This window comes from Thermococcus litoralis DSM 5473 (genome assembly GCF_000246985.2).
GTDB lineage: Archaea > Methanobacteriota_B > Thermococci > Thermococcales > Thermococcaceae > Thermococcus_A > Thermococcus_A litoralis.
Genome location: NC_022084.1, coordinates 2,008,215 through 2,029,446 on the forward strand (window position 1 = coordinate 2,008,215; position 21,232 = coordinate 2,029,446).

Consider the following 21,232-nt stretch of genomic DNA (forward strand, 5'->3'; position numbering starts at 1 on the left):
TTTCTTCAGACAATTCTTCCCACACCAAGCACTCTGGGAGATATAAAAGCCCCAAGTTCCTCTTTTTTCTTCCCTACTGCTGTTATAGACTTTACAAACTCAAAAACGTTTCCCACAAACATGTTGTCCTTGAATGGAATAACTTCACCGTTTTTGACAACATAGCCAAGCTCAACCGTTAGTGAAAAATCTCCGCTTATTTGGTTTGCAGTGTGCTCGCCAAAGACTTTCTTTATTACAACTCCCTCAAAGTCCTCGAGCTTCTCTTCTCTTCCCTCCACGATTATGTTGCTCGTCCCTATGTGAGGGGGGGTCCTAAAGTCTCTCACGGCATTTCCCGTGCTCTCCATTTTAAGGAGCCTTGCATATGTTTCGTCCAAGATAAAGTTCTTTAAAATACCACTTTCAACCAGAACAGTTCTCTGAGAAGGATTTCCTTCGCCATCGAAAGAGTAGCTCGCGATTTTGCCTTCCAGTGTGGCATCATCAATGAGGGTGAATGCTTCACTTGCAACGCTTTCACCCAGTTTGTTAAATCTGCTCCTTCTGTGATATACGTTGTCCCCCCTTAGGTTTGAAATGAACAGTCCAAGGATTGATGCAACTGAGTGCGGCTCTAGAACGAGCTCTCCATCAAAAGACTCCAGCGGTTTTGCATTGTAGCTTAGCTCAACCTCCTGCATAGCCTTTTCGAGCCCTTTCTCAAGCTCTCTTTCGAAGTCCATCATAGTTCTTGAGGCTTTGTAGTAATCCCCAGTTCCAACTTTTCCATCTTTTCTAACGATGTAAACGCTAAAGCTCATTGCTGTGCCTTCTTCTTTCATCTCGATTCCGTTTGAATTCACTATGCCGTCTTTTGCCACACCAAAAGCCAATCTCCCCGAAAAAGTATAGCTTCTTCCATATTTATCTCTCAGCTCGCTCTCTTTTTTAGAGATCCCTCTTCCTAGCTCTAAAGCTTCTTCAAACTCCAGCTTCGCTATCTGCTTATCGTAAATCCCGCTAACTTTTTTAATGGACTTTTTTTCGGGGAATCCGTAAAACTTTACCTCTCCGACCTTTGCAAGTTTTATGGTCTTTTTAACAAACTTTTCAAGGTCTTCTTTTGAGTGGGTTAGCCCGGTAATATAAGAAAAGCCCTGTTTTCCGTTGTATCCCACCCTAAGGCCAATGCCAGAATGGTATTTCCTTTGGGCTCTCTCAAGCTCACACTTCTCAATTTTAAATGAACTTCCCCTACCAATCTCCCAGTAAACTTCCCACTCGACGTTCTCGCGGTTTAGGATTTTAATCAGCTCATCTATCATTTTTCCACCCGGCTTTCATAAGCCAGAAAAGACTATTAAAGATTTTTGTGTAAAATTTATACTGGCGAAAACAATGAGACTTCCTTGGTTGATTTTGGTTCTCGTGGTTGTTGTAGCAGGATGCTTGGAGATGAATGAGACCTCTAAAAGTACTCAGAGCAGTTCCTTGGAGTCATCCTTCTCGTGTCCAGTTGTTCATCCGGGTTATGGGGAGTTCAACGCGAATAATCTCCTTTTTGAAAAACTCGACGGCAAAGTGCTGCAGACTCCAGCGTTTCTAATGCCTCCCAATGCCACTATAAGAATTAGAGGCAAACTCTTCGCCAAGGAGTACAAAGTGGGCAACATAACGTGCTACTATGCAGGGAAAGTAAAGATAAAGGCCTTTCTGGGAACTCCCAGTATGAGTGGAAGCTGGAGCCATATGGCAGAGAATCTTAGAGATATTGAAAACATAAGCGTCGAGATAACTCCGAGAGAGCTTTTTATCTCCCCGGAGAAAAATGCGACCTTCGAGGTGGAAATCAATACTAAAAACACCCACGTTGGTCAGAATTATTATGTTTACATAGTGGCATTTGGAGAAAGTGGATGGAAGAGCTGGGGCAGAATTGAGATAAAAATCTGGGGATCAGAGAAGTCCTCCCACTAGTGCCCTCGTCAAAACGTGGGGTCCTCCGTCGTCAACGGATACCCATTGACCTTTTCCGCAGTAGCCGGGGAACTCGATTTTGAGGTCTCTCCCTATGGCTCTTATGTTCTTGAGGACGTCTAGAATCTTGCCCGAGAGCGCTACATCTCTTATGGGGGTCTTTATCTCCCCGTTCTCGATTATATATCCTTCCTTTGCTCCGAACATGAAGGTTCCGTTAGCTATGTCCACCTGCCCGCCTTTGTCTCCTATGAGGTAGAGCCCGTTTTTGACCTCTTCAACCATCTCCTCAAAGCTCCAGTCTCCGGGCTCTATATAGGTGTTGCTCATCCTCACGAGGGGCTGATAGTTGTAGCTCTGTGCCCTTCCATGACCGTTAGGCTCAAGCCCAAAGAAAGCCGCAGTTTCTCTGTCGAGGAGATATTCTTTGAGAACCCCATCTTTTATTATCTCAACTCTTCTCGCCTTAATCCCTTCATCATCGTAGATGTATGAGCCAAATTTTCCCGGCAAAGTGGGATCATCTACAACGGTGAGATCCTCAACGGCTATCTCTTTCCCAAGTTTTCCTTCCAGTATGCTTTCCCCGTTTTTAACGGCATCTCCCTCCGCTGCATGCCCAAGGGCTTCGTGAATGAAAACTCCGGCAAGCTCGGGGTCAACTATTACGTCAAACTCTCCCGAGGGGGGCAGGGATGCGTTTAAAAGTTCTTTGGCTTTATTTTTGACAAAAGACGTCCAGTAGTTGAAGTCTATCCCTTCTATCATTTCCCATCCCACAGTGCCTCCAAAGACCTTCCAGTAGGTCTGCATGTCATTGCCTTTTTTTGCAGTGACAGAGAAGCTCAAACGTATTTTGGGAACTACTGTTCTGATTTCACTTCCCACGGAGTTAAAGTAGAACTGCTCTTTCACCCCATCTCCGTAGGCTATCCTTCTGTTGGGTAGCTCTTTTTCCACCAATAGAGAATCCAGCTCCTTTAGAAGGGTTATTTTCTCTTCCAAATCCACATCAGAAAATGGCTTCTTAACACTTATTTCCGCATCATCCTTAACCGGGTCTCCAACATAGATTTTTGAGTTCCCCTTTGTGGCTTTTGCAATTTTCATTGCAGTTTCAAGGGCTTTTTCTGCCCTTCTAATGTCATTTGCCGATGAGAAACCCCAAGAACCGTCAAAAGCTCTAACACCAATCCCAATTTCCATGTTTGAAGAGATGTCCTCAAAGTGAGAGTTCTGCATTTCAATATGGGTTGCACTTATTCTGGCTATTCTCACCTCGTAGTAAGGTATTCCATACTTTTGACTGAGCTCCTCGGCTTTTTTGATTAGCTTTTCAACTTCCATAGAACCCCCAAAGAAGAGAGCTAAAGGGGGTTTATATTGTTTTTGGAAAAGGAGAAGAAAAAAGGGAACTCAGTAGTCAACTTCTCCTTTTTCCTTAAGCTCTTTGTACATTCTCCACGTTATAACTGGCTTTTTAGCTGCGAGCACATCATCAACTCTCCTAACTGCCGTGTTATGTGGAGCACTCTTGACGATTTCTGGGTTTGTGTATGCCTCCTCGCTGATCTTCTTGAGTGCTTCAACGTAAGCATCTAATTCCTCTTTGCTGACAGTTTCTGTTGGCTCGATCATTAATGCTTCATGCACTATGAGTGGGAAGTAAATCGTCGGCGCATGCAGTCCAAAGTCGAGCAATCTCTTAGCAACATCTAAGGTCTTTACACCCGTCTCCTTCCTCATGGGTTCTGCTGAAAATACCACCTCGTGCTTCCTAAGTTCTTTGTGAGGTAGCTCATATCCTCTTGTGCCCTTTAGTTTTTGTGTGAGGTAGTTGGCATTCAACACGGCAACCTCAGCAACTTCCCTAAGTCCTTCTCTTCCCATCATCTTAAGGTATGTAAGCGCTCTAACAAGTACTGCGAAGTTTCCATAGAACTCCTTAACTTTCCCAATGCTCTTTGGTAGATCGTAGTTTAGATAGTATTTTTCTCCGTCGAATTCCACTAATGGCACTGGCAAATAGTCTACGAGATGCTCTTTTACACCGACAGGCCCTGCTCCAGGGCCGCCACCTCCGTGAGGCGTTGAAAACGTCTTGTGAAGGTTTATATGGACAACATCAAAGCCCATGTCTCCTGGTCTTATCTTTCCGAGAATTCCGTTCAAGTTTGCACCATCATAGTACAGTAATCCTCCAGCTTTGTGGACTATCTTTGCTATCTCCAAAATGTCCTCCTCGAAAATTCCCAAAGTATTGGGATTTGTGAGCATTATTCCTGCTGTCCTCTCGCTTACAGCATTTTCTAAAGCCTCTAAGTCTACCATGCCCTGTTCGTTTGAGGGTATCTCAATGACTTTAAAGCCAGCCATCGCTGCTGAGGCTGGATTTGTACCGTGAGCTGAATCGGGAACAAGCATTTCAGTCCTTTGGGTCTCTCCACGGTCGAGATGATAGGCACGGATTATCATGACTCCCGTGAACTCACCATTAGCACCGGCAGCCGGCTGAAGGGTGAAGCGATCCATTCCAGTGATTTCTTTAAGCCACTGCTCGAGCTCCCACATTATCTGCAGGGCACCTTGAACAGTTCTTTCATCTTGGTAGGGATGTATGAATGCCACTTTAGGATGGTTGGCAAATTCTTCGTTTATCTTTGGGTTATATTTCATAGTACAAGAGCCGAGTGGGTATATGCCGGAATCCACGCCATAGTTCATCTCGCTTAATCTTGTATAGTGTTTGACTATCTCCGGTTCACTAAGCTCCGGAAGCTCAAGGCTTTTCCTCCTTAAGCCTTCTGGAATTTGAACATCAACATCCTCAATAGGTTCTGGAAGAGTAAAGCCGATTCTTCCAGGCTTTGAGAGTTCGAAAATTAGAGGCTCATCCCATTTAGCCTGCCTGAACATCTTTACCACCTCACAGCTCCGCCTCGTTTATTATCTCTCTAACATTCTCTATGAGTGCATCTATCCATTCTTTCCTGGTTGTTTCAGTCACTGCCAATAGGGCACTCTCGCCGAGCTCCGGGAAGTGTGGTTTTAGGTAGAAACCACCGTGTATTCCTTTTTCGAGGAGTCTCTCATGAATTACCGAGTAGGGAATCTCGAATTTAGCTGGAATATCCTTGAAGTTGATTGCATCAAACGGTATTTCAGCGACTTCACTTAATCTCTTCTTGAAATACGCCGTGTTCTTCAGGATTATTTCTCCAAGCTTCTGCACTCCCTTTGGCCCAAGGGAAGCTAGGTGAATTGCAGCTGCAACTGCTACAAGAGCTTCGTTTGAACAAATGTTTGATGTTGCCTTTGCCCTCCTTATGTGCTGTTCCCTTGTTTGAAGTGTCATGACAAAAGCCCTTTTGCCTTCTGCATCTTTCGTCATTCCAATAATTCTTCCTGGCATCTGTCTTACGAGGGCTCTTTCATTTTTAGTGGCGAATATACCCGCTCTTGGGCCTCCGAAGTTTAATGCACTTCCGAGGAAAGACGCCTCACCAACCACAACGTCAGCTCCTAAGTTGCCTGGTGCCTCTATTACTCCCAGAATCGTTGGGTCTACGCCTACAACAAATAGAGCATCGTTTTCATGAGCAATCTCTCCAATTTCTTTTACCTGTTCTTCGATTATCCCAAAGAAGTTGGGAAGCTCAACGTAAACTCCGGCGGCATCTTTAACCTTTTCCTTCAGATCCTCGAGATCAATCTGTCCCTTTTCATTCCATTTTACGTATTCTATCTCCATGTCCGCTCCTTCTACAAAGGTCTTGAGAACCTTATCTCTTTCCGGATGAAGATGCTTTGGAACCACGAATTTGTCCTTTTTCTTAACCCTCGCTGCCATTCTTGCCGCTTCACCGAGTGCAGTTCCCCAGTCATACATCGAGGCATTTACAATCTCCAGTCCGACCAGCTCTCCGATCAAACTCTGGTACTCAAAAAGTGCCTGCAGCATTCCCTGGCTTATCTCCGCTTGATAGGGGGTATAGGAAGTTATGAATTCGCTCCTCTCTATGAGGTACTTTACATGAGCTGGTACATAGTGGAAGTAAGCCCCAGCACCAAGAAAAGTTGGCATCTCAAGGACAGTCTTGTTTTTGCTGAGAATCTCGTTCATCTCAAGGAAAACTTCATATTCGCTCTTGCCTTCTGGAAGATTAAATTCTTTGACAAAGCCTTTCGGAACATCAGAGAAGAGATCTTCAATGTTCTTAAAGCCAATCTCTCTAAGCATTTCCTCCTTGTGTGCCGAGTTTGGAATGTAGTGTTTACCCATGTTCACCACCTTTTTGAAATTATCATCTGAATATTTTGTTTCACTAAAATATATGCTTTGTGGAGGGCAAAACTTAAAGGGAATAGTATTCATTGAGCTAGTGGCAGAATAACAAGGGGGATTCAATAATGATAATAGCTTTCGACTTTGATGGAACGCTTGTGGACAGCTACTCAGTCATAGAGAAGGCATTTAGAAGAGCGTTAAAAAAACACTTCCCTTGGCTCCCTTTTAAAGGGGTACTCGCTAAAATTCTCACTAAGATAGAGCTTTACTTTGAAAGACCTAAATTTGGAAAGCATACCGGCAAAATAAAACAGCCAAGGTTTTTCAAAACCAAATTCGCTCGTACATGGTTTGAGGAGAGGGCAAAACTTTCAAAACCAATTGACGATTCAAAAGAACTTCTGAAAAAGCTTAAGGAAGAGGGGCATATAGTGATATCCTTTTCTGCGGAGGATTTTTTAGATGGCATGAAGGAATACAGACTGAAAATAGGGGGCTTTTACGAACTTTTTGATGATGTGATAATTTTTGGAAGGGAGATGACGCTCTGCGAGGCATTTCAGCTTGTTAGAGAGAGATATGGAAACGAGATTTTTGTATGGATTGATGATAAACCATGGCGCTTTATTGGAAGGGGAGACGAAAACACGGAGTACGTTTGGTACTATTTCCCTCCAACGGCAAAATACGTTACCAAAGAAATCTTAGATCAAATTCCGCACCTTCACGTTATCCAAGATCTCTGGAGCATTTTTGATGTGATAGAGAGGATAAAAAGCGAGAGAAGCTAATCCCCGCTTATATATTCTAGGGTATCATCAATGAATTCGTTAAGGTCTTCATCACTTACCTCCTCAATTCTGAGCTCAAAGGTTTTTCCAAGTGCCCATCTTATCGCTATGTTTCCTCTGTCACTCTCGACTATAACAAGACCAAATGGCATGTCTCCTGCCCAATGATGTTTGGAAAACTTTATCTTAAAGCCCCTTCGCTCCAGTTCTTCTAATATTCTGCTATAGGTCTCGTAAGGGCCTAGATCTGTCTTTGCAAATCCTATATAAGCCATACTATCACCAGCTTTAGCTCTCAGCCCAAATTTAAATATTTTTCGGTTAGCCTAACAAAATTCAATATGTTTAAAAATTCTGAGGAGTAGTTCCAACCATGTATAAGCTCCTTCCTCAGAAGGCAATTAAAATTAAAAATTCCATCATAATAGCGGATCTACACATTGGGTATGAAGAAAGCATGGCAAAAGAAGGCATCTATCTTCCAAAAGCCTTCAGACAGATGGTTAATTCCGCTGTTGCCCTTCTCAAAGAAGAACGACCAAAACGATTGATAATAGACGGCGACCTCAAGCATTCGTTCATTCCCCTCAAGCGAGAAAAACTTGAGCTCAAGGCGTTTTTTGAGGAGGTAATTCCTCTTGTGGAGGAAACAGTTGTTGTAAGGGGTAACCATGACGTAGGGATAAGCTGGATCAGGGAACTTGGTGTAGAGGTCGTTGATGAGCTTGAAATCGGGAAGTGGAAAATAGTTCACGGTCACAAGCTTGTCGAGGGGGAGAAGTTTATAATAGGACATGAGCATCCTGCAATAAGGCTTAGGGATGAAGTTGGAGCATTAATAAAAGTTCCGATATTTTTAGTGGGTGAGCCTCTAATAGTGCTCCCAGCTTTTTCTCCATGGGCATATGGAAACGATATTCTCAGGGAAATCGTTTCTCCCTTTCTTAGAGATGTCAATCTTTTCAATTTTAAGGTTCTTGTCCCCCTAGACAAAGAGCTCCTGGACTTTGGAAAGCTTGGAGACCTAATCAGAGCACTCCAAAGAATTTGACCGCAAGGATTAAAATCAAAAAGAACCAAATTTCTTCTGGTGATTATATGGATGTATTGAGTGCTATAATATTCTTCGCCTATGCTCCAGCTTTGGCACTGCTCTGGTATTTCTATCACGAGGATAAGTATGAACCCGAGCCAAAACGCTATGTTATGGCAACATTTATCTTGGGAGCTACTCTCTCTGTTGGCGTTGCAATGCTCTTAGAGGCCTTTTTAGTACAAGGAGAGTTTGGATATGCTCTCTTACCAGCAACCGCATTTTATATGGCGCTTGTGGCCGGCATTGTGGAAGAGCCTGCAAAAGCTCTAGCCATTAGGCTTCCATTTAAGGCAGGGAAAATGGATGGAATAATGGATGGCGTGGTTTACGGTGTTGCAGCGGGATTGGGATTTGCAGCTACCGAGAATTTCTTGTACGGGATTGGCTTTGGGGTTGGGACCACCATTGTGAGAGCTTTCTTAACACCTTTCGCCCATGCCACTTGGAGTGCAATAGTTGGCGTTGGATACGGGTTGAAGGCGGAGGGGAAAATCCAAAGCCTTTCAAGCTATTTTGCCCTTGCAATACTGCTCCACTTTCTGTGGGACTATTTTGCATTTCTAAGCCTTGCAATCCCCTCGTATTACATCTTCACGATATTGCTGATTTTTATTAACATAGCCCTCATTAGGTATTTTATAATGCTTGGACAAAGGGAAGACCTCGAAAGAGCGTGGTGGTACTGGTTCGTTAGGAGGTGAAGGCATGAAAGAAAAAATAGAGAGAGCTCTCTTTGAGGTGAGGCCATATATTGAGTACTACGAGGAGCTAAAGAGAAAAGTTGAGGAGATAAGTTCAAAAGCCCAAGATGAAGTCTCTTTTGTAAAATCTTTGGAAGAGGAGATAAGGAACTCCCAAGAGCCCTTTAAAACAGACCTAAGGATATTCCTTCAAAAGTTTAGTTCTCTCTGAGGAAGCTCTCCTAATAATTTTCGGAATTTTCTGTTTTATTTGAAAATTTTTCTGAAATAACAGCAATTCTTGACCATCCATGGTTTATGAAAATACATTCATGAATCCCTTCCTTGCGTCTTGTGCTCTTTGCATGCCCTATGATAAAAGTACAACATAGTTGCTTTTTTGTAAGTTATTTTGGTTTATAATTCTCGTTAGCGAATATAATCGATCTAGAAAACTTTATATGTGCAAAAAAGGCAGAATGTCTTGCTTTTGTATCTCTGGTATATAGAATAGACCACATGTACAAAAATGTACGGAGGGTTGAAAATGGAAAGGTATGTCGGGCAGAGCGTTACAAAGAGGGAAGAAAGCTATAGAGAAGTAACACCAGTTGCCATAATCTTAGGGGTTCTCTGGGGAGCATTTATGGCCGCAAGCTTTACCTACGCCGGAATGATTATGGGTTTTACCTCTGGAGGCTCTGCAATAGCGGCAATTGTTGGTTGGGGCATTCTTAGAGGACTACTCAAGAAGGGTACGGTCGTTGAAAATAATATAGTCCAGACAATTGCTTCAGCAGTAAATATCTCCGTTTCTGGTGTCATATTCACAATACCGGCACTTTACATAATGGGCCTTCACCAGGAGATAAACACCTTGTACTTCTTCCTGGCAACAGCCGCTGGAGCAATTTTGGGTATAACATTCATAATTCCACTCAGGAAGCAAATGATCGAGATAGACAGGCTTAGATTCCCAACAGGTACTGCAGTGGCTACAATACTCAAAACTCCCGGTAGCGGTATAGAGAAGGCAAGATTGCTGTTCTTTGGTATGATTCTCAGTGCCCTAGTTTATCTCATTCAACAGTTCCCTCTATTTGGGCTACCCCACATAATACCCGAGGTCGTTGACCTTGGCTCAGTGCTCCACCTTCCAGAATGGATTAACCTAACTATAGCCCTCTCACTCATGGTATTTGGTATGGGTTTAATCACTGGAAGAAACGGTCTGATAGTTCTTGCTGGTGGTATACTCTCCTACTACATCATAACACCAGTGGTTAAAGCCCTTGGATGGATTCCAGCTGATGTTCAAGGTAGTGCTATAAGCGGTTACGTTTATGGAACTATGACAAGACCCCTTGGTATAGGAATGCTTCTTGGTGGTTCAATAGCAGGACTGATACTCTCACTTCCGGTAATTGCTGTTGCAATGAAGAGCCTTGCACAGGCGAGCAGAGTGAAAGACAAAAATGGAAATAGTGAGGAGCTTCCAATATACTATCTAATTGGTGGAGCAATTTTGGCATTTGCTTTACTCTTAATAACAGCATACAAGCTTGGAGGCCTTGGACTTGGTAGGAGCCTCCTCACAGCTCTCATCGGTGTTGCATGGATTTTTATAGCCTCACTTCTCGTAGCAATGTCCACCGGAATGACTGATTGGAGTCCAGTATCGGGTCTTTCCTTAGTCTCGGTTATGATACTTCTCTATTTGACCCACAAGAACGTGCCGCTCACCATACTAATGGGAGCAACTGTTGGTGTTGCCATTTCAGGTGCTGCAGATATGATGCAAGACCTTAAGACTGGTCATATGGTGGGTGCTATTCCATCAAGACAGCAAAAAGTTGAGCTCTTAACTGCCTGGCTCGGCCCAATAATCGCTCTAACAGTTGTCGGCCTTATATGGAATGCCTATGGAATTGGAAACGACAAAGTTCCAGCACCTCAGGCAATGGCTCTCAAATCAATGGTAGATGCAGTGCTCGGTGGAAATGTTCCAATAGACAAGTTCATAGCGGGAGGATTACTTGGCTTTGTCCTCTCACTCAGTGGAATCCCAGGACTTGGTGTTCTCGTGGGACTTTCAATGTACCTTCCAATGCTTTACATCATTCCCTATGGAATTGGGTGTGTTGTGAACGAGATTGCAAAGAGGAAGAAGGGCTATGAGTTCATAGTTGAAAAAGTGCTCCCATTTGCTGCTGGATTAATGGTTGGAGAAGCCGCTATGACCCTACTCTTCGCAGTGCTCACAGTTGCTGGGGTATTACAACCATGAGGTGATGAACATGAAGAAGCTAGTTGGGAATGTTATGCTCACAGCCGGTTTAATCACAGGAGCTATAGCTTCCGCCAGAAATCCACCACTCTGGTTTGCAGTTGGTGGGGCATTATTTATCATGGGTGCTGGGATAGTCCTTAGAAGACAGGGAGAGAAGGAAGAACTTCACAGAAACATTACTAAAGGAGAAGGAGGAGAAGTAGAGCTTAAGAAGATTTTAGAAAACGCACTTACAGAGATAGAAACAGTGATTAAGGAGAAAGAGACAGACCTCGAAAAAGCCAGGAAGAGACTAGGAAAAGTGCTAGAGACGTTGGAAACATTTGCGGAAAAAGCCCAGCCGCTTAGGATAAAAGGAATCAAATTCTATGGAGAAATCATGACAAGTTTTAGCAAAGCCGAAAGACATCTAAACAGAGCCTGGAGTGCCTATGCAGATGGATACATTAGGGAAGGAGATACCTACTTAGAGTCTGGATATGCCCAGCTGAGGGAGACTTCAAAACTCTTAAAATCCAAGAGCTGACTTTTCTTTTTTCTTTATTAAATCGATGAGAAAAGATAAATACTCAAGAAGCTAAGATAAGTTTGGTGAATGATATGAAAAGACTCTTTAGTATGATTTTGGTTATTCTTGTAGCTGTCAGTACTTCTGCTTGTGTTTCAAAAGAGAGCTCTACACAGTCTACAACACAAGCCTCTACTCCTCCTGCAAGCGAAAGCTCTAATAGTTTTACTTGTAACGTTTACTTTCACAAAGGAGGAACGAGCAAGCATTAATTCTGTGCAGAAAGTTATAATGATCCAAGGAACGGGAAAATTGTGGCTCCAAAATAACTTGCCCACAAAAGGGGAAATAGAGATAACAAGAACAACAAGCTATGAAGGCTTAGAAGAAAGCACTACAACATCAAATGCTAGGATAGAGTTTGAAATAGCCTACACTTACCAGCCTCCAGAGTGGGTTGCTGAGGTTACTGGATGATTTTTAAATTTTCCAATTTTTCTACCGAAAAATATATATATCTTTAAATGCGTAACACATTTCGGTGAGATATTTGAAAAAACCTCTGGCTGTACCCTTAATCCTCTTTGTAGTAGTGAGCTCTTCTGCATGTATGCAAAAGGAACCGACGCCGGAGGTGATTATTAAGGAAATCGAAGACGTTGATAAGTATATGTACTCAGTGGATTATGTCGTTATAAGTAACTTCAGCAACACCACAATCCATTCTCGGGGTGGCTTTAACTATGACAGAGAGGAGGCATTCTGGGAACTAATTACAATTCAGAGCAACAATGAAGTTTCTTACTTAAATTGGACTCTTCTCGGAGATTTTATGTACTTTTCCTTTGCGATAGAAAGGAACAATAAAATAGTGCAAAGTAGCGAAGCAAACATGACAATTCAAGAGTACTTTGAAAAGCTGAAAAAAGGTCCGACATACATAAAAAGTCCGGAAGAATTAAAATATGAGATATTAAAAGGTCCAAACCTTGCGAGAAACCCCCTCTATTCAATCCGAGACATGCTTCAGAATGCGACTAACTTTGAAATTGCAGAAGGAGATGGAGTTTACCTAGTCACCTACAAAAGACCTGAATGGATCAAAAAGGTGATTGAATGAAGAAACTAATTTTTCCTTTACTTCTTGTTTTCTTCTTTTCCGGATGCCTTTTCTATGAAAGAGCTCCCACAACAGATGAAATAGTCGAAGCGATTAAAAAAGTTGGAGAATATCAATATCAAGCTCATATCTCAGAGATTGAAGATTCCAGGTTAATGTTTATCCAAAATATAACCGGAGGCATGAGCTTAGAGAGGAACGAAGGCTTTGAGGAGTGGAAAACCTACAGCCCAAACGGAGAGTTAAGAGAGATTTACAGAGTTGCTGTATTTGATGGAAAATACCACAGTTATAGATTTAGACGGGATGAAGAGGGAGTGCTTGAAAACGTAACTGAAGAGTATCCCCTCGAAGAGCTTGTATCTACAGAGAACACGACATCTTTCCTTAAGGACTACTTTGGCTGGCCACTCATGACCTTATCGGTTTTTCTTAAAAACGGGACCGCTGAATTTGTTGGAAGGAAGGATGAGCTCTACGTTTTTACCATCAGATACAACAGAAAAGAGGAAGACAAAGACTACGTTTACATCTGGAACTCTACCGGAGAGCTGTGGGTAAATGGCACCCTTCCAGTGAGGTTCCTCGTTAATATAACCACTACCACAATAGAAAGCAACTCAAATAGAACGAAAACAGCAATTTCCTTAGTTGAGTTGAGCCTTTCCTATTCTTATTTAACTCCAGAATGGATTAAAAAATGAAGAGATCAAGCTGAATCGACTTCTCTGGTTGCGACTACTTTCATGTCCAAATTTAGAGGTTTCTCTAAGATTACTTGACCAACCTCTACAGGTGCTTTAACCTCAATCTTTGCAAGCAGTTTCATAAGCTCGGGTATCTTGTCTTTGGGAACTGGCTTGTCGGTCTTAACACTCACCGTGGGCAGCTTGCCATCTTTAACCTTTATTACACTCATTACAACCCTTTTTGGGCTTATGACCTCTTCAATTGCCCACTCTTTTCCCCTGGGGCATTTGTGACCGCTTACTTCTTTAACTCTACCATTTTCGACTTCCACTTCAACTGTGCATCCCATGGGGCATACTATGCAGGTGAGCTTATACCTCACCCTTCTCCACCTCCATGGTTATCTCTTTCCCGGCTTTTTGTATTTCCTCGGCTTTGAGCTTTATTCTGAGCATCTCGGAGGGTTTAACCACCGGAAGTCTTAGTTCCTTTCTGATTTCTGGAAAAGTTACTCTAACGTTTTCCATTGGTCTGGAGACCCTCGCATAAATATAAACGTCCCTCTCCCCGCTTATGTAATGTGGAGCCAAAATTCTGACATTTGAGCCTCTTTTCAGCTTTATCCACTTTCTTGAGGGAATTCCTTGGTTTTCGATGAACTCCTTGGCACCTAAAGCTGCCAGCTCCCCTTGTTCCGCTACGTAATCCACGAGGTCGTTTATCAAGAGGGCATTTCCCGCCACAAATATTCCCGGGATGGTGGTTTCTAGGAGTTCATTAACTATAGGTCCTCCGTTTAGGGGGTCTATTTGAGCCCCTATCTTTTTGAGAAGCTTCACGTTTGGTATTAGCCCTGCTGAAATAAGCAGTGTATCACATTCGATCCAGAATCCACTCCCTGAGATTTCTTTCAGGTTTTCATCGACTTTAACTACTTTTACTTTCTCCACTCTTTTCCTTCCTCTAACTTCCACGACCTTGTGACTCAAGTAAAGAGGAATTTCAAAGTCTCTGAGAATCATAACGTTCCTTGCAAGACCGCCGGGGTAGGGCATGAGCTCAATGACCGCCTTTACTTTTGCTCCTTCTAAGGCAAAGCGGCGCGCCATTATTAAGCCAACGTCACCAGAGCCAACTATAACCACTTCTTTTCCGGGCATTACACCATAAATGTCCATTAAAGTTTGAGCCTCTCCAGCCGTATAAATGCCTGCAACTCTATCTCCCACAATGCCTATCTCGAAAGCGTGCCTTTCCCTTGCCCCGGCAGCATAAATTATTGTCTTCCCCCACACCTCCTTCACGCCTTCCGGAGAAGAAAAGACAACCTTCTTCTCCAAGTCGGAGTAGTTCTCAATCTCAAGAACGTATGCATTGGTATAGTGCTCTATGTTCAGTTCGTTTATCTCTCTGATAAACCTATGTGCAAATTCCGGCCCGGTAAGTTCCTCTTTGAAGTAGTGCAATCCAAATCCGGGGTGTATGCATTGAGGCAAAATACCTCCCAAGAATTCATTTTCATCTAACAGAAGAACTTTTAGGCCGAGCTTCTTTGCCTTAACTGCAGCGGCTAAACCCGCTGGACCTCCACCAATAATTATGGTGTCATAGATCACTCTACTTCACCCCTAAGGAGAACCTTTACATCTCCAATACCAATTTCGCTTCCCTTTCCTTTGAGGGTCACGTTCCAAAGGTCTACTCCATATTCTCTCGCTAGTATTCTGGCTATTCTTACCCTGCAGAAGCTTCCCTGACATGTCCCGCTTGTGGCTTTTGTCCTTACTTTGATTGAGTCGATGCTGGGAGTTTTGACGCCTATGAACTTCATCCTTTCGATGGCCTCAAGGATGTCTCCTTCGCTGACATGGTTGCATCTACACACTATCTTTCCGTAGGAGGGGTTCTCCTTTACCAGCTCGTTCGCCTTCTCCGGCTGGAGCATGAAGAAGTGCGTTATCTTCTTCCTGTACGGGTTCCACTTCCCCTTTTCCACGAGATTAATTCCGAGGTCACGCCGGATGATCTCCACAACCTCGTACGCTATGGCCGGAGCGCTCGTTAAACCTGGAGAGCGAATGCCAGCAACGTTGATAAATCCCCAAACTTCCTTTTCCGCCCTTATGATGAAGTCCCCTCCTGTAGGTTCAGGCCTCAATCCGGCAAATGTCCTTATTACCTTGCTCCTTGGAGGCAAGTTCGGCCAGAGCTCCTTGGCTTTCTTCCAGACCTCTTCGAGTCCCTCCCTAGTTGTTGCTAGGTTTTCCTTCTCTTCTTTTGGCAAATCTTGAGCATTCGGCCCTATCATCAGATGACCGCTTATCTCCGTGGTAACAACTACACCCTTGCTCTTTGGCGTTGGTGTGGGGAAGAGAACCCTTCTTGGGCCGGGTATGTCTTCATCAAAAATCCAGTATTCGCCTTTTCTTGGGTGAATCTCAAAGTCATTCACTCCTACCATTCTGGAGATCTCATCCGCATACAGCCCTGCGGCATTTATGATTATATCCGCCTCAATGAAGCCGTTGTTAGTTTCAACGCCTTTCACTTCTCCTCCTTCAACTTTTATCCCTCTAACCTCTGTTTCCAGGTGAAGCTTCACTCCATTTGCCACGGCATTCTCTACTATTGCAATAACCGCTGGTATTGGGCCTATCTGACCAACTATAGGAACCCAAAGCCCACCAAGAGCCTCTGGATTCAGGTTAGGCTCCAGATGGAAAAGCTCTTCTTTGTCTACAATTATCATCTCAGGAACTCCGTTTTTTCTCCCCCTCTCTAAGAGCCCCTCAAGTTCCTTGAAGTCTTCATCCCTTAGGGCAACTATCAGTGCACCATTCCAGATGTGAGGAATCTCAAGTTCTTTTACCCACTCATGCCAGAGGCGGTTACCCTTTATGCAAAGCTTTGCCCTCATGGGATATTTCTCTGGGTCATCATCGTAGCCACCGTGTATCAAAGCGGTGTTTGCTTTGCTCACGCCCCATCCTACGTCGGCGTTCTTCTCTATTAGATGAACTTCCAGGTTCTCATATTTGCTCAAGACGCGCGCTATACTCGCACCACTTATTCCAGCACCTATTATGGCAACTCTGGTCTTCATACTTCATCCCCCAATTTAGCTTAGGATAAGAATTTCACCATTTTAAAGCTTTCTCTGAGCTTTAGTCCAACTCAACGAAAAGGAAAGAACAGCTTTGGACATAAAAAGAGAGAACATGGATGAACATTGAATTAGTGGACATTTGTGATGAATAGCTTACTGAGTTTCAACAATCCTTGCCCATCCAAGTGCCCTCCTCACTGCCTCTTTCCAGCCCCTGTAGAGTTTCTCTCTTGTTTCTTTATCCATCTTTGGCTCAAAGACTTTTTCAGCCCTCCAGAGTTCCTTTATCTCCTCAAGGTCTTTCCAATAATCAACTGCCAAGCCGGCGAGATATGCGGCTCCTAGTGCGGTGGTCTCCTTTACTACCGGCCTTATGACATTTTTATTGAGAATATCTGCTTGGAACTGCATGAGAAAGTTGTTGGATGTAGCTCCTCCATCAACACGAAGCTCTTTAATCTGGACAAGCTTTTCCATTTCCTCGATAACGTCTCTCGTAAGATAAGCAATAGCTTCAAGAGTAGCTCTCGCTAAGTGTTCTCTCCCGGTACCGCGGGTTATGCCTATTATTACACCCCTTGCAAACTGATCCCAGTAAGGCGCTCCAAGACCAACAAAGGCCGGGACAAAGTAAACCCCCTCGTTGCTCTCGAGCTGTGTGGCGAGTTCCTCTGTCTCGGAGGCGTGATTTATGATTTTTATCCCATCCCTGAGCCACTGCACCGCTGCTCCTGTCACAAAGATGCTGCCCTCAAGAGCGTAGCTCACCTTTCCATTGAGACCCCAAGCAACAGTTGTGAGTAGATTGTCCGAGTAGAGCACCATTTTTCCAGTGTTCACCAGTATGAAGTTGCCCGTCCCATATGTTGCCTTGACCATTCCGGCTTCAAAGGCAGCTTGGCCAAATAAAGCGGCTTGCTGATCTCCGGCATCTCCACTCACGGGAATCTCAGCGCCGAGGAGCTCCTTCTTTGTGTAACCGTAAACTTCACTAGACTCCCTAACCTCGGGTAAAACGCTCTCGGGAATGTCAAAGAGCTCAAGGAGTTCATCGTCCCAGTCAAGCTTCTTAATGTTGAAGAGCATCGTCCTTGAGGCATTGGAATAGTCCGTAACGTGCTCTCCTGTGAGACGGTAGATGAGGAAGGTATCGACCGTTCCGAACATCACTTCGCCTCTCTCGGCCTTCTCCCTTAAACCTGGAACGTTGTCAAGGAGCCACTTAAGCTTCGAGGCAGAAAAGTAGGCATCGGGAACGAGGCAGGTCTTCTCCTTTATCATCGTCCCGTATTCGCGCTTTATCTCCTCCACCATTTCAGCGGTTCTTCTGCACTGCCAGACTATTGCGTTGTAGAGCGGTTTGCCATCTTTGTCCCATACAAGCGTCGTCTCGCGCTGGTTGGTAACTCCTATCGCCGCTATCTGATTCGGCTCTATTTTAGCGCTCTGAATTGCATCTTTTATCGCCCTGAGCTGGGCGTCCCATATCTCCTCGGGGTTGTGCTCGACCCATCCAGGCTTTGGATAGTGCTGGGGGGAACTCGTACTGGCCTATTCCGTGGATGTTGCTCTCCCTGTCGAAGATTATTGCCCTGGCGGAAGTCGTACCCTCATCGAGAGAAAGAACGAACTTTTCCACCATGCCTCACCTAAGGAGAATAGAGAGCATCGGGACTTATTAGGGTTTCCGCAACCGATGTTTTCTATGTGGAACAAGAGAAGAAGAAATTAAATCAAGCCTCGCCCTTTAGGGCGGGGAGGAGGTCATATCATCAGAACCACGAAAGAAAACTACAATTACGAACCATTCCAGCATTGGAGAGTAATGAGAGTTCATGCCGTCATACCTCTAAGAAAAACCTCCACATTAGATATACACCAGCAGAGATAAGGCCGAACACCGCAAGGAGGACTGAAAGCCCATGGAATTCCACAGGTGTGTATGGCAGACTAGTATCAACGTAAATATTCAGGTCAGCAACGTTATTCATGTTCTTCTCAATCTCTTCGATTTTCCTCTTATTGCTCTCAAGGACATTGAGAAGGATTTCCTGGCTCTCCGGGTTGAGATCGTTGATGTGTTCGAGAATTATCTCATTCTCTTTCTGAAGCTCCAAAACCTTCTCCAAGCATGCTTTAGAATTGTTGAAGTAAGAAACCACCCATCCATTCTCCCTGCACATCCGCTCAAACCTTTTTATATCCCCAAGCCTAAGGTTTCCATACATGTTGACGTACCTTTGATCAATTCGGTCTGATCTAACTGAGATGTTCAGCTTAGTAAGGACGTTAATTAGTCTTACAGCCTCTTCGCGCCTTGTTACTGTGACATATACATGGACCACGTGGCAGTGCCCTCCTCCCGATACATCGCTGTCACCGAACTTTTCGAGTTCATCCATAGCCAGGAGTTGCTCACGTGCGAGGAAAGCCTCCCTGGAGTAAACACCGAGGAATATCGAACCGAGAAGTATGAAAAATATAAATGGAACCATCGCAAGGATTAAGGCCTTCTTTCCTTCCATATTACCACCACTCCCGCAATTCCCGTCAGAACGACTCCGAGCCACAGGATTGCCATGATCGGCACGTTGCTGTTCCTTTTGCAGGAGTAGAGGATGATTACCTCCGCCCACGTCGCGTTTGATGTTCCCTCTTCTTCGGACGAGAGAAGAGACTTCATGTCGAGTATGCGAGTACCGATAAACTCACGATCAGAAGTATCGGATATGACTTCATACAGCTCAATGTATGCCCTAAGGCTAGATTCCAGCTCCTTTCTGTTTAGGGTTTCAGATTTTAGTGTCGCTTTTCCCACAGGAATACAAGAGTCTGGGAGTACCTCAAGAAGGGAGGTTCCATTCGGGACTAAAACATACGTATGACCGTATCCGTCCTCCAGTTCTATCCAACTGTGGGGAAATCCGTTGAGTGTATCCACAGTCCTGTTTAGTGCCCAATCATTTTCAATTCGACAAACAAACACCAGACGCTCACTGGGTATATGCAAAGGCTCGCTGATGTTCAGCTTTTCTAGCTCTTCACTAAACTCCTCGAAGTTAGGAAACACTGAAATTTCCGGAGGTGCTCCACACCTTGTAGGGGGTGTGATAGCCGCACCTACCATCAGAACAATCCCCAGCAGTGAAAGGATAATGAGTTTGTCCATGCGAATCATAGATAGTGGTAAGAACAAAAATTTAAAAAGTTTTCACCTAAGTCCAAGTTTTCTTAAGTAATCAATCATCCTCACCACGTCGTTCGCTATGACCACTTCAAAGAGCCCCTTGAGCTTGGCGAGGTTGTCGTCCTTGTAGAAGAGAACGTCGTTTTCAGTCCACAGAACAACCTTCAGGCCCAGGGAGCGGATCCAGTGAAGGGCCTGGAGGGTCTTTTCAAGCCCTATGAGCGGTATCGCTTCCATGGGAACGTTCACCGACCAGAGGTTGAGCTCATCCTTGAGCTTCGGGATTAAAGGCACCACTTCCTCGCGGTCTATGAGGAGGCCCATAGTAGTCTCATCGTCGTATTTTCTGTACTCGCGGAGGGCGTCTATATCAAATGATGACACCATCACCCGCTCAGGATTGTTCTCTGCTACGATTTTAGCAACCTCGCGGGCGGCGTCTCTGTCCTTCAGCTCAACGTTCACAAGCGCATTCCTCGGAATGACCTCAAAAACCTCTTCAAGCGTCGGGATCCTCTCACCCTGCCCAACGTCCGCTTTCTTGAGCTCATCTAATGTCATTTCCTTCTGCTTCCCCCTTAGATTTGATGTCCTGTCTATGCTCTCGTCATGCATAACTATAACTCTGCCGTCTTTAGTTAGCCAAACATCGAGTTCTACTCCATCCGCTCCAGCTTTTATTGCTTCAACAAACGCAAGTAGGCTGTTTTCTGGGTATTTACCTATTCCTCCCCTATGCCCAATAACCAATACTTTCTCGGTATCCCAGTGGGACATGTCTTATCGCCAAACCGGAGGTAATCTAATAGGAGTTAAAAACTTTTCTTCAGACGAGCTAAAAGGGTTCTAACTTCTACTGGATTGTTGGAGATGAAATAATCTCCTAAATCAATCAGCAAAGGTAGGTATCTTAGTTCATCCGCTTCATAGCTCCAGAAACCGATCTTTATTCCCATACCCCTGACCCATTTTAAAAGAGTCCTGAAGTTTGCAAAGCCCACATAAGATATTCCATCTATCGGGACATGGAGGGCAAATATCTCAAGACTTCGTTTTAGGAAGGGCACTTTTGGAACGCTGCTTCGCTCTATTATGGAAAAAGCCAACTTTAGCCCCTTATCACGAGCCCTCAAAGCTTTGAGTATCTCGACCTCTGTTGTTGATACTATCGCTTTTTCAACTTCGTAATTGCGAATAAGCTCTGGTAAATCTTCAACTGCCTCTGCATCCTTTACATCTGCATTGAAGAGGGCATTGGGGAATTTTCTGAATAGCTCTTCTACCTTCGCTATACGAACTCCCAAAGGTGCAAGTGCTTTGAGTTCTTTAAAAGTGAGTTCCTTTACGGAGTGCTTCTCCCCATCAACGATTATCTCTGGATCATGTAGGCTTACGAGCTCCCCATCTGCAGTTTTCCAAACATCGAACTCTATCCCAAATCCTCTTTTAACAGCTCTTTTAAAAGAAAGCATGCTATTCTCAGGTTCCCCAAGACCTCTGTGGGCTATTATCATAGT

Annotated in this window: 22 protein-coding genes and 1 pseudogene; 10 read left to right on the forward strand and 13 right to left on the reverse strand. The window is 44.2% G+C overall.

The window, feature by feature from the left end; genetic code table 11:
- Nucleotides 1-5 precede the first annotated feature (5 nt).
- Complete coding sequence (locus OCC_RS11045; protein WP_004067803.1) at nucleotides 6-1,307, reverse strand: TldD/PmbA family protein; 1,302 nt, start codon at nucleotides 1,305-1,307, stop codon at nucleotides 6-8.
- A 73-nt stretch (nucleotides 1,308-1,380) separates the two neighbouring features.
- Between OCC_RS11045 and OCC_RS11050 the strand changes: the two genes are divergently transcribed.
- On the forward strand, nucleotides 1,381-1,959 hold the full coding sequence (locus OCC_RS11050) for a hypothetical protein (RefSeq protein WP_004067805.1): 579 nt from the start codon (nucleotides 1,381-1,383) through the stop codon (nucleotides 1,957-1,959).
- Here the strand turns inward: OCC_RS11050 and OCC_RS11055 are convergent.
- The 3 genes from OCC_RS11055 to gcvPA form a co-directional block, all read right to left on the reverse strand.
- Complete coding sequence (locus tag OCC_RS11055) at nucleotides 1,939-3,306, reverse strand: TldD/PmbA family protein (RefSeq protein ID WP_004067807.1); 1,368 nt, start codon at nucleotides 3,304-3,306, stop codon at nucleotides 1,939-1,941. The two genes, OCC_RS11050 and OCC_RS11055, sit on opposite strands and share 21 nt — an antisense overlap.
- A gap of 69 nt (nucleotides 3,307-3,375) precedes the next feature.
- Nucleotides 3,376-4,875 carry an aminomethyl-transferring glycine dehydrogenase subunit GcvPB gene (gcvPB, locus tag OCC_RS11060; protein WP_004067808.1) on the reverse strand — a complete coding sequence of 500 codons (1,500 nt, stop codon included), beginning with the start codon at nucleotides 4,873-4,875 and terminating at the stop codon, nucleotides 3,376-3,378.
- Nucleotides 4,876-4,885: 10 nt separating this feature from the next.
- On the reverse strand, nucleotides 4,886-6,241 hold the full coding sequence (gene gcvPA, locus OCC_RS11065) for an aminomethyl-transferring glycine dehydrogenase subunit GcvPA (RefSeq protein ID WP_004067810.1): 1,356 nt from the start codon (nucleotides 6,239-6,241) through the stop codon (nucleotides 4,886-4,888).
- A 128-nt stretch (nucleotides 6,242-6,369) separates the two neighbouring features.
- Between gcvPA and OCC_RS11070 the strand changes: the two genes are divergently transcribed.
- Nucleotides 6,370-7,038 carry an HAD family hydrolase gene (locus OCC_RS11070; RefSeq protein ID WP_004067812.1) on the forward strand — a complete coding sequence of 223 codons (669 nt, stop codon included), beginning with the start codon at nucleotides 6,370-6,372 and terminating at the stop codon, nucleotides 7,036-7,038.
- Here the strand turns inward: OCC_RS11070 and OCC_RS11075 are convergent.
- Entirely contained in the window at nucleotides 7,035-7,313 is a 279-nt protein-coding gene (locus OCC_RS11075; RefSeq protein ID WP_004067813.1) for a hypothetical protein, read from the reverse strand. The genes OCC_RS11070 and OCC_RS11075 overlap by 4 nt on opposite strands.
- 98 nt (nucleotides 7,314-7,411) lie before the next feature.
- On the opposite strand from OCC_RS11075, the gene OCC_RS11080 reads away from it, so the two are divergent.
- From OCC_RS11080 to OCC_RS11115, 8 genes are all read left to right on the forward strand, one after another.
- A complete protein-coding gene (locus OCC_RS11080; protein ID WP_004067815.1) occupies nucleotides 7,412-8,089 on the forward strand; it encodes a metallophosphoesterase in 678 nt (225 codons plus the stop codon).
- A 47-nt stretch (nucleotides 8,090-8,136) separates the two neighbouring features.
- Nucleotides 8,137-8,835 (forward strand): PrsW family intramembrane metalloprotease, encoded by a 699-nt coding sequence (locus OCC_RS11085; protein WP_004067816.1) that lies wholly within the window; start codon nucleotides 8,137-8,139, stop codon nucleotides 8,833-8,835.
- Between the two features lie 4 nt (nucleotides 8,836-8,839).
- Nucleotides 8,840-9,046, forward strand: coding sequence for a hypothetical protein (locus OCC_RS11090; protein ID WP_004067817.1), 207 nt, complete (start codon nucleotides 8,840-8,842; stop codon nucleotides 9,044-9,046).
- A gap of 315 nt (nucleotides 9,047-9,361) precedes the next feature.
- Complete coding sequence (locus OCC_RS11095; RefSeq protein WP_004067819.1) at nucleotides 9,362-11,101, forward strand: OPT family oligopeptide transporter; 1,740 nt, start codon at nucleotides 9,362-9,364, stop codon at nucleotides 11,099-11,101.
- Nucleotides 11,102-11,111: 10 nt separating this feature from the next.
- Complete coding sequence (locus tag OCC_RS11100; RefSeq protein ID WP_004067820.1) at nucleotides 11,112-11,630, forward strand: hypothetical protein; 519 nt, start codon at nucleotides 11,112-11,114, stop codon at nucleotides 11,628-11,630.
- A gap of 258 nt (nucleotides 11,631-11,888) precedes the next feature.
- The gene (locus OCC_RS11105) at nucleotides 11,889-12,089 is read left to right on the forward strand and encodes a hypothetical protein (RefSeq protein WP_004067822.1); all 201 of its coding nucleotides are present in this window, start codon (nucleotides 11,889-11,891) and stop codon (nucleotides 12,087-12,089) included.
- A 64-nt stretch (nucleotides 12,090-12,153) separates the two neighbouring features.
- On the forward strand, nucleotides 12,154-12,732 hold the full coding sequence (locus OCC_RS11110) for a hypothetical protein (RefSeq protein ID WP_143592395.1): 579 nt from the start codon (nucleotides 12,154-12,156) through the stop codon (nucleotides 12,730-12,732).
- Entirely contained in the window at nucleotides 12,729-13,436 is a 708-nt protein-coding gene (locus OCC_RS11115; RefSeq protein ID WP_004067826.1) for a hypothetical protein, read from the forward strand. The genes OCC_RS11110 and OCC_RS11115 overlap by 4 nt, the downstream gene beginning before the upstream one ends.
- A 5-nt stretch (nucleotides 13,437-13,441) precedes the next feature.
- On the opposite strand, the gene OCC_RS11120 is transcribed toward OCC_RS11115, so the two are convergent.
- From OCC_RS11120 to OCC_RS11155, 8 genes and pseudogenes are all read right to left on the reverse strand, one after another.
- Nucleotides 13,442-13,771: a DUF1667 domain-containing protein gene (locus tag OCC_RS11120; RefSeq protein ID WP_171814853.1), complete on the reverse strand. Its 330-nt coding sequence runs from the start codon at nucleotides 13,769-13,771 to the stop codon at nucleotides 13,442-13,444.
- Between the two features lie 22 nt (nucleotides 13,772-13,793).
- A complete protein-coding gene (locus OCC_RS11125) occupies nucleotides 13,794-15,035 on the reverse strand; it encodes an NAD(P)/FAD-dependent oxidoreductase (RefSeq protein ID WP_148290498.1) in 1,242 nt (413 codons plus the stop codon).
- Nucleotides 15,035-16,525: an NAD(P)/FAD-dependent oxidoreductase gene (locus OCC_RS11130; protein WP_004067831.1), complete on the reverse strand. Its 1,491-nt coding sequence runs from the start codon at nucleotides 16,523-16,525 to the stop codon at nucleotides 15,035-15,037. The genes OCC_RS11125 and OCC_RS11130 overlap by 1 nt, the downstream gene beginning before the upstream one ends.
- 156 nt (nucleotides 16,526-16,681) lie before the next feature.
- A pseudogene (gene glpK / locus OCC_RS11135) lies at nucleotides 16,682-18,170 on the reverse strand (glycerol kinase GlpK).
- Between the two features lie 199 nt (nucleotides 18,171-18,369).
- Nucleotides 18,370-19,053, reverse strand: a complete 684-nt coding sequence (locus tag OCC_RS11140; RefSeq protein ID WP_004067833.1) for a hypothetical protein — start codon at nucleotides 19,051-19,053, stop codon at nucleotides 18,370-18,372.
- Nucleotides 19,032-19,706 carry a hypothetical protein gene (locus tag OCC_RS11145; RefSeq protein WP_020953824.1) on the reverse strand — a complete coding sequence of 225 codons (675 nt, stop codon included), beginning with the start codon at nucleotides 19,704-19,706 and terminating at the stop codon, nucleotides 19,032-19,034. The genes OCC_RS11140 and OCC_RS11145 overlap by 22 nt, the downstream gene beginning before the upstream one ends.
- 33 nt (nucleotides 19,707-19,739) lie before the next feature.
- Entirely contained in the window at nucleotides 19,740-20,492 is a 753-nt protein-coding gene (locus OCC_RS11150; protein ID WP_004067836.1) for a glycerophosphodiester phosphodiesterase family protein, read from the reverse strand.
- 35 nt (nucleotides 20,493-20,527) lie between these two features.
- Entirely contained in the window at nucleotides 20,528-21,229 is a 702-nt protein-coding gene (locus OCC_RS11155; RefSeq protein ID WP_004067838.1) for a glycerophosphodiester phosphodiesterase family protein, read from the reverse strand.
- Between the last annotated feature and the right edge of the window lie 3 nt (nucleotides 21,230-21,232).

Excerpts from the sequence above, each read along its gene's own strand:
- OCC_RS11050 (WP_004067805.1), top strand. The coding sequence starts at position 1,381 with ATGAGACTTCCTTGGTTGATTTTGGTTCTCGTGGTTGTTGTAGCAGGA.
- gcvPA (WP_004067810.1), bottom strand. The coding sequence starts at position 6,241 with ATGGGTAAACACTACATTCCAAACTCGGCACACAAGGAGGAAATGCTT.
- OCC_RS11095 (WP_004067819.1), top strand. The coding sequence starts at position 9,362 with ATGGAAAGGTATGTCGGGCAGAGCGTTACAAAGAGGGAAGAAAGCTAT.
- OCC_RS11140 (WP_004067833.1), bottom strand. The coding sequence starts at position 19,053 with ATGGAAGGAAAGAAGGCCTTAATCCTTGCGATGGTTCCATTTATATTT.
- OCC_RS11075 (WP_004067813.1), bottom strand. The coding sequence starts at position 7,313 with ATGGCTTATATAGGATTTGCAAAGACAGATCTAGGCCCTTACGAGACC.
- OCC_RS11090 (WP_004067817.1), top strand. The coding sequence starts at position 8,840 with ATGAAAGAAAAAATAGAGAGAGCTCTCTTTGAGGTGAGGCCATATATT.
- OCC_RS11045 (WP_004067803.1), bottom strand. The coding sequence starts at position 1,307 with ATGATAGATGAGCTGATTAAAATCCTAAACCGCGAGAACGTCGAGTGG.
- OCC_RS11080 (WP_004067815.1), top strand. The coding sequence starts at position 7,412 with ATGTATAAGCTCCTTCCTCAGAAGGCAATTAAAATTAAAAATTCCATC.
- OCC_RS11150 (WP_004067836.1), bottom strand. The coding sequence starts at position 20,492 with ATGTCCCACTGGGATACCGAGAAAGTATTGGTTATTGGGCATAGGGGA.
- OCC_RS11100 (WP_004067820.1), top strand. The coding sequence starts at position 11,112 with ATGAAGAAGCTAGTTGGGAATGTTATGCTCACAGCCGGTTTAATCACA.
- OCC_RS11055 (WP_004067807.1), bottom strand. The coding sequence starts at position 3,306 with ATGGAAGTTGAAAAGCTAATCAAAAAAGCCGAGGAGCTCAGTCAAAAG.
- gcvPB (WP_004067808.1), bottom strand. The coding sequence starts at position 4,875 with ATGTTCAGGCAGGCTAAATGGGATGAGCCTCTAATTTTCGAACTCTCA.
- OCC_RS11130 (WP_004067831.1), bottom strand. The coding sequence starts at position 16,525 with ATGAAGACCAGAGTTGCCATAATAGGTGCTGGAATAAGTGGTGCGAGT.
- OCC_RS11120 (WP_171814853.1), bottom strand. The coding sequence starts at position 13,771 with ATGGGATGCACAGTTGAAGTGGAAGTCGAAAATGGTAGAGTTAAAGAA.
- OCC_RS11115 (WP_004067826.1), top strand. The coding sequence starts at position 12,729 with ATGAAGAAACTAATTTTTCCTTTACTTCTTGTTTTCTTCTTTTCCGGA.
- OCC_RS11070 (WP_004067812.1), top strand. The coding sequence starts at position 6,370 with ATGATAATAGCTTTCGACTTTGATGGAACGCTTGTGGACAGCTACTCA.
- OCC_RS11155 (WP_004067838.1), bottom strand. The coding sequence starts at position 21,229 with ATGATAATAGCCCACAGAGGTCTTGGGGAACCTGAGAATAGCATGCTT.
- OCC_RS11145 (WP_020953824.1), bottom strand. The coding sequence starts at position 19,706 with ATGATTCGCATGGACAAACTCATTATCCTTTCACTGCTGGGGATTGTT.
- OCC_RS11085 (WP_004067816.1), top strand. The coding sequence starts at position 8,137 with ATGGATGTATTGAGTGCTATAATATTCTTCGCCTATGCTCCAGCTTTG.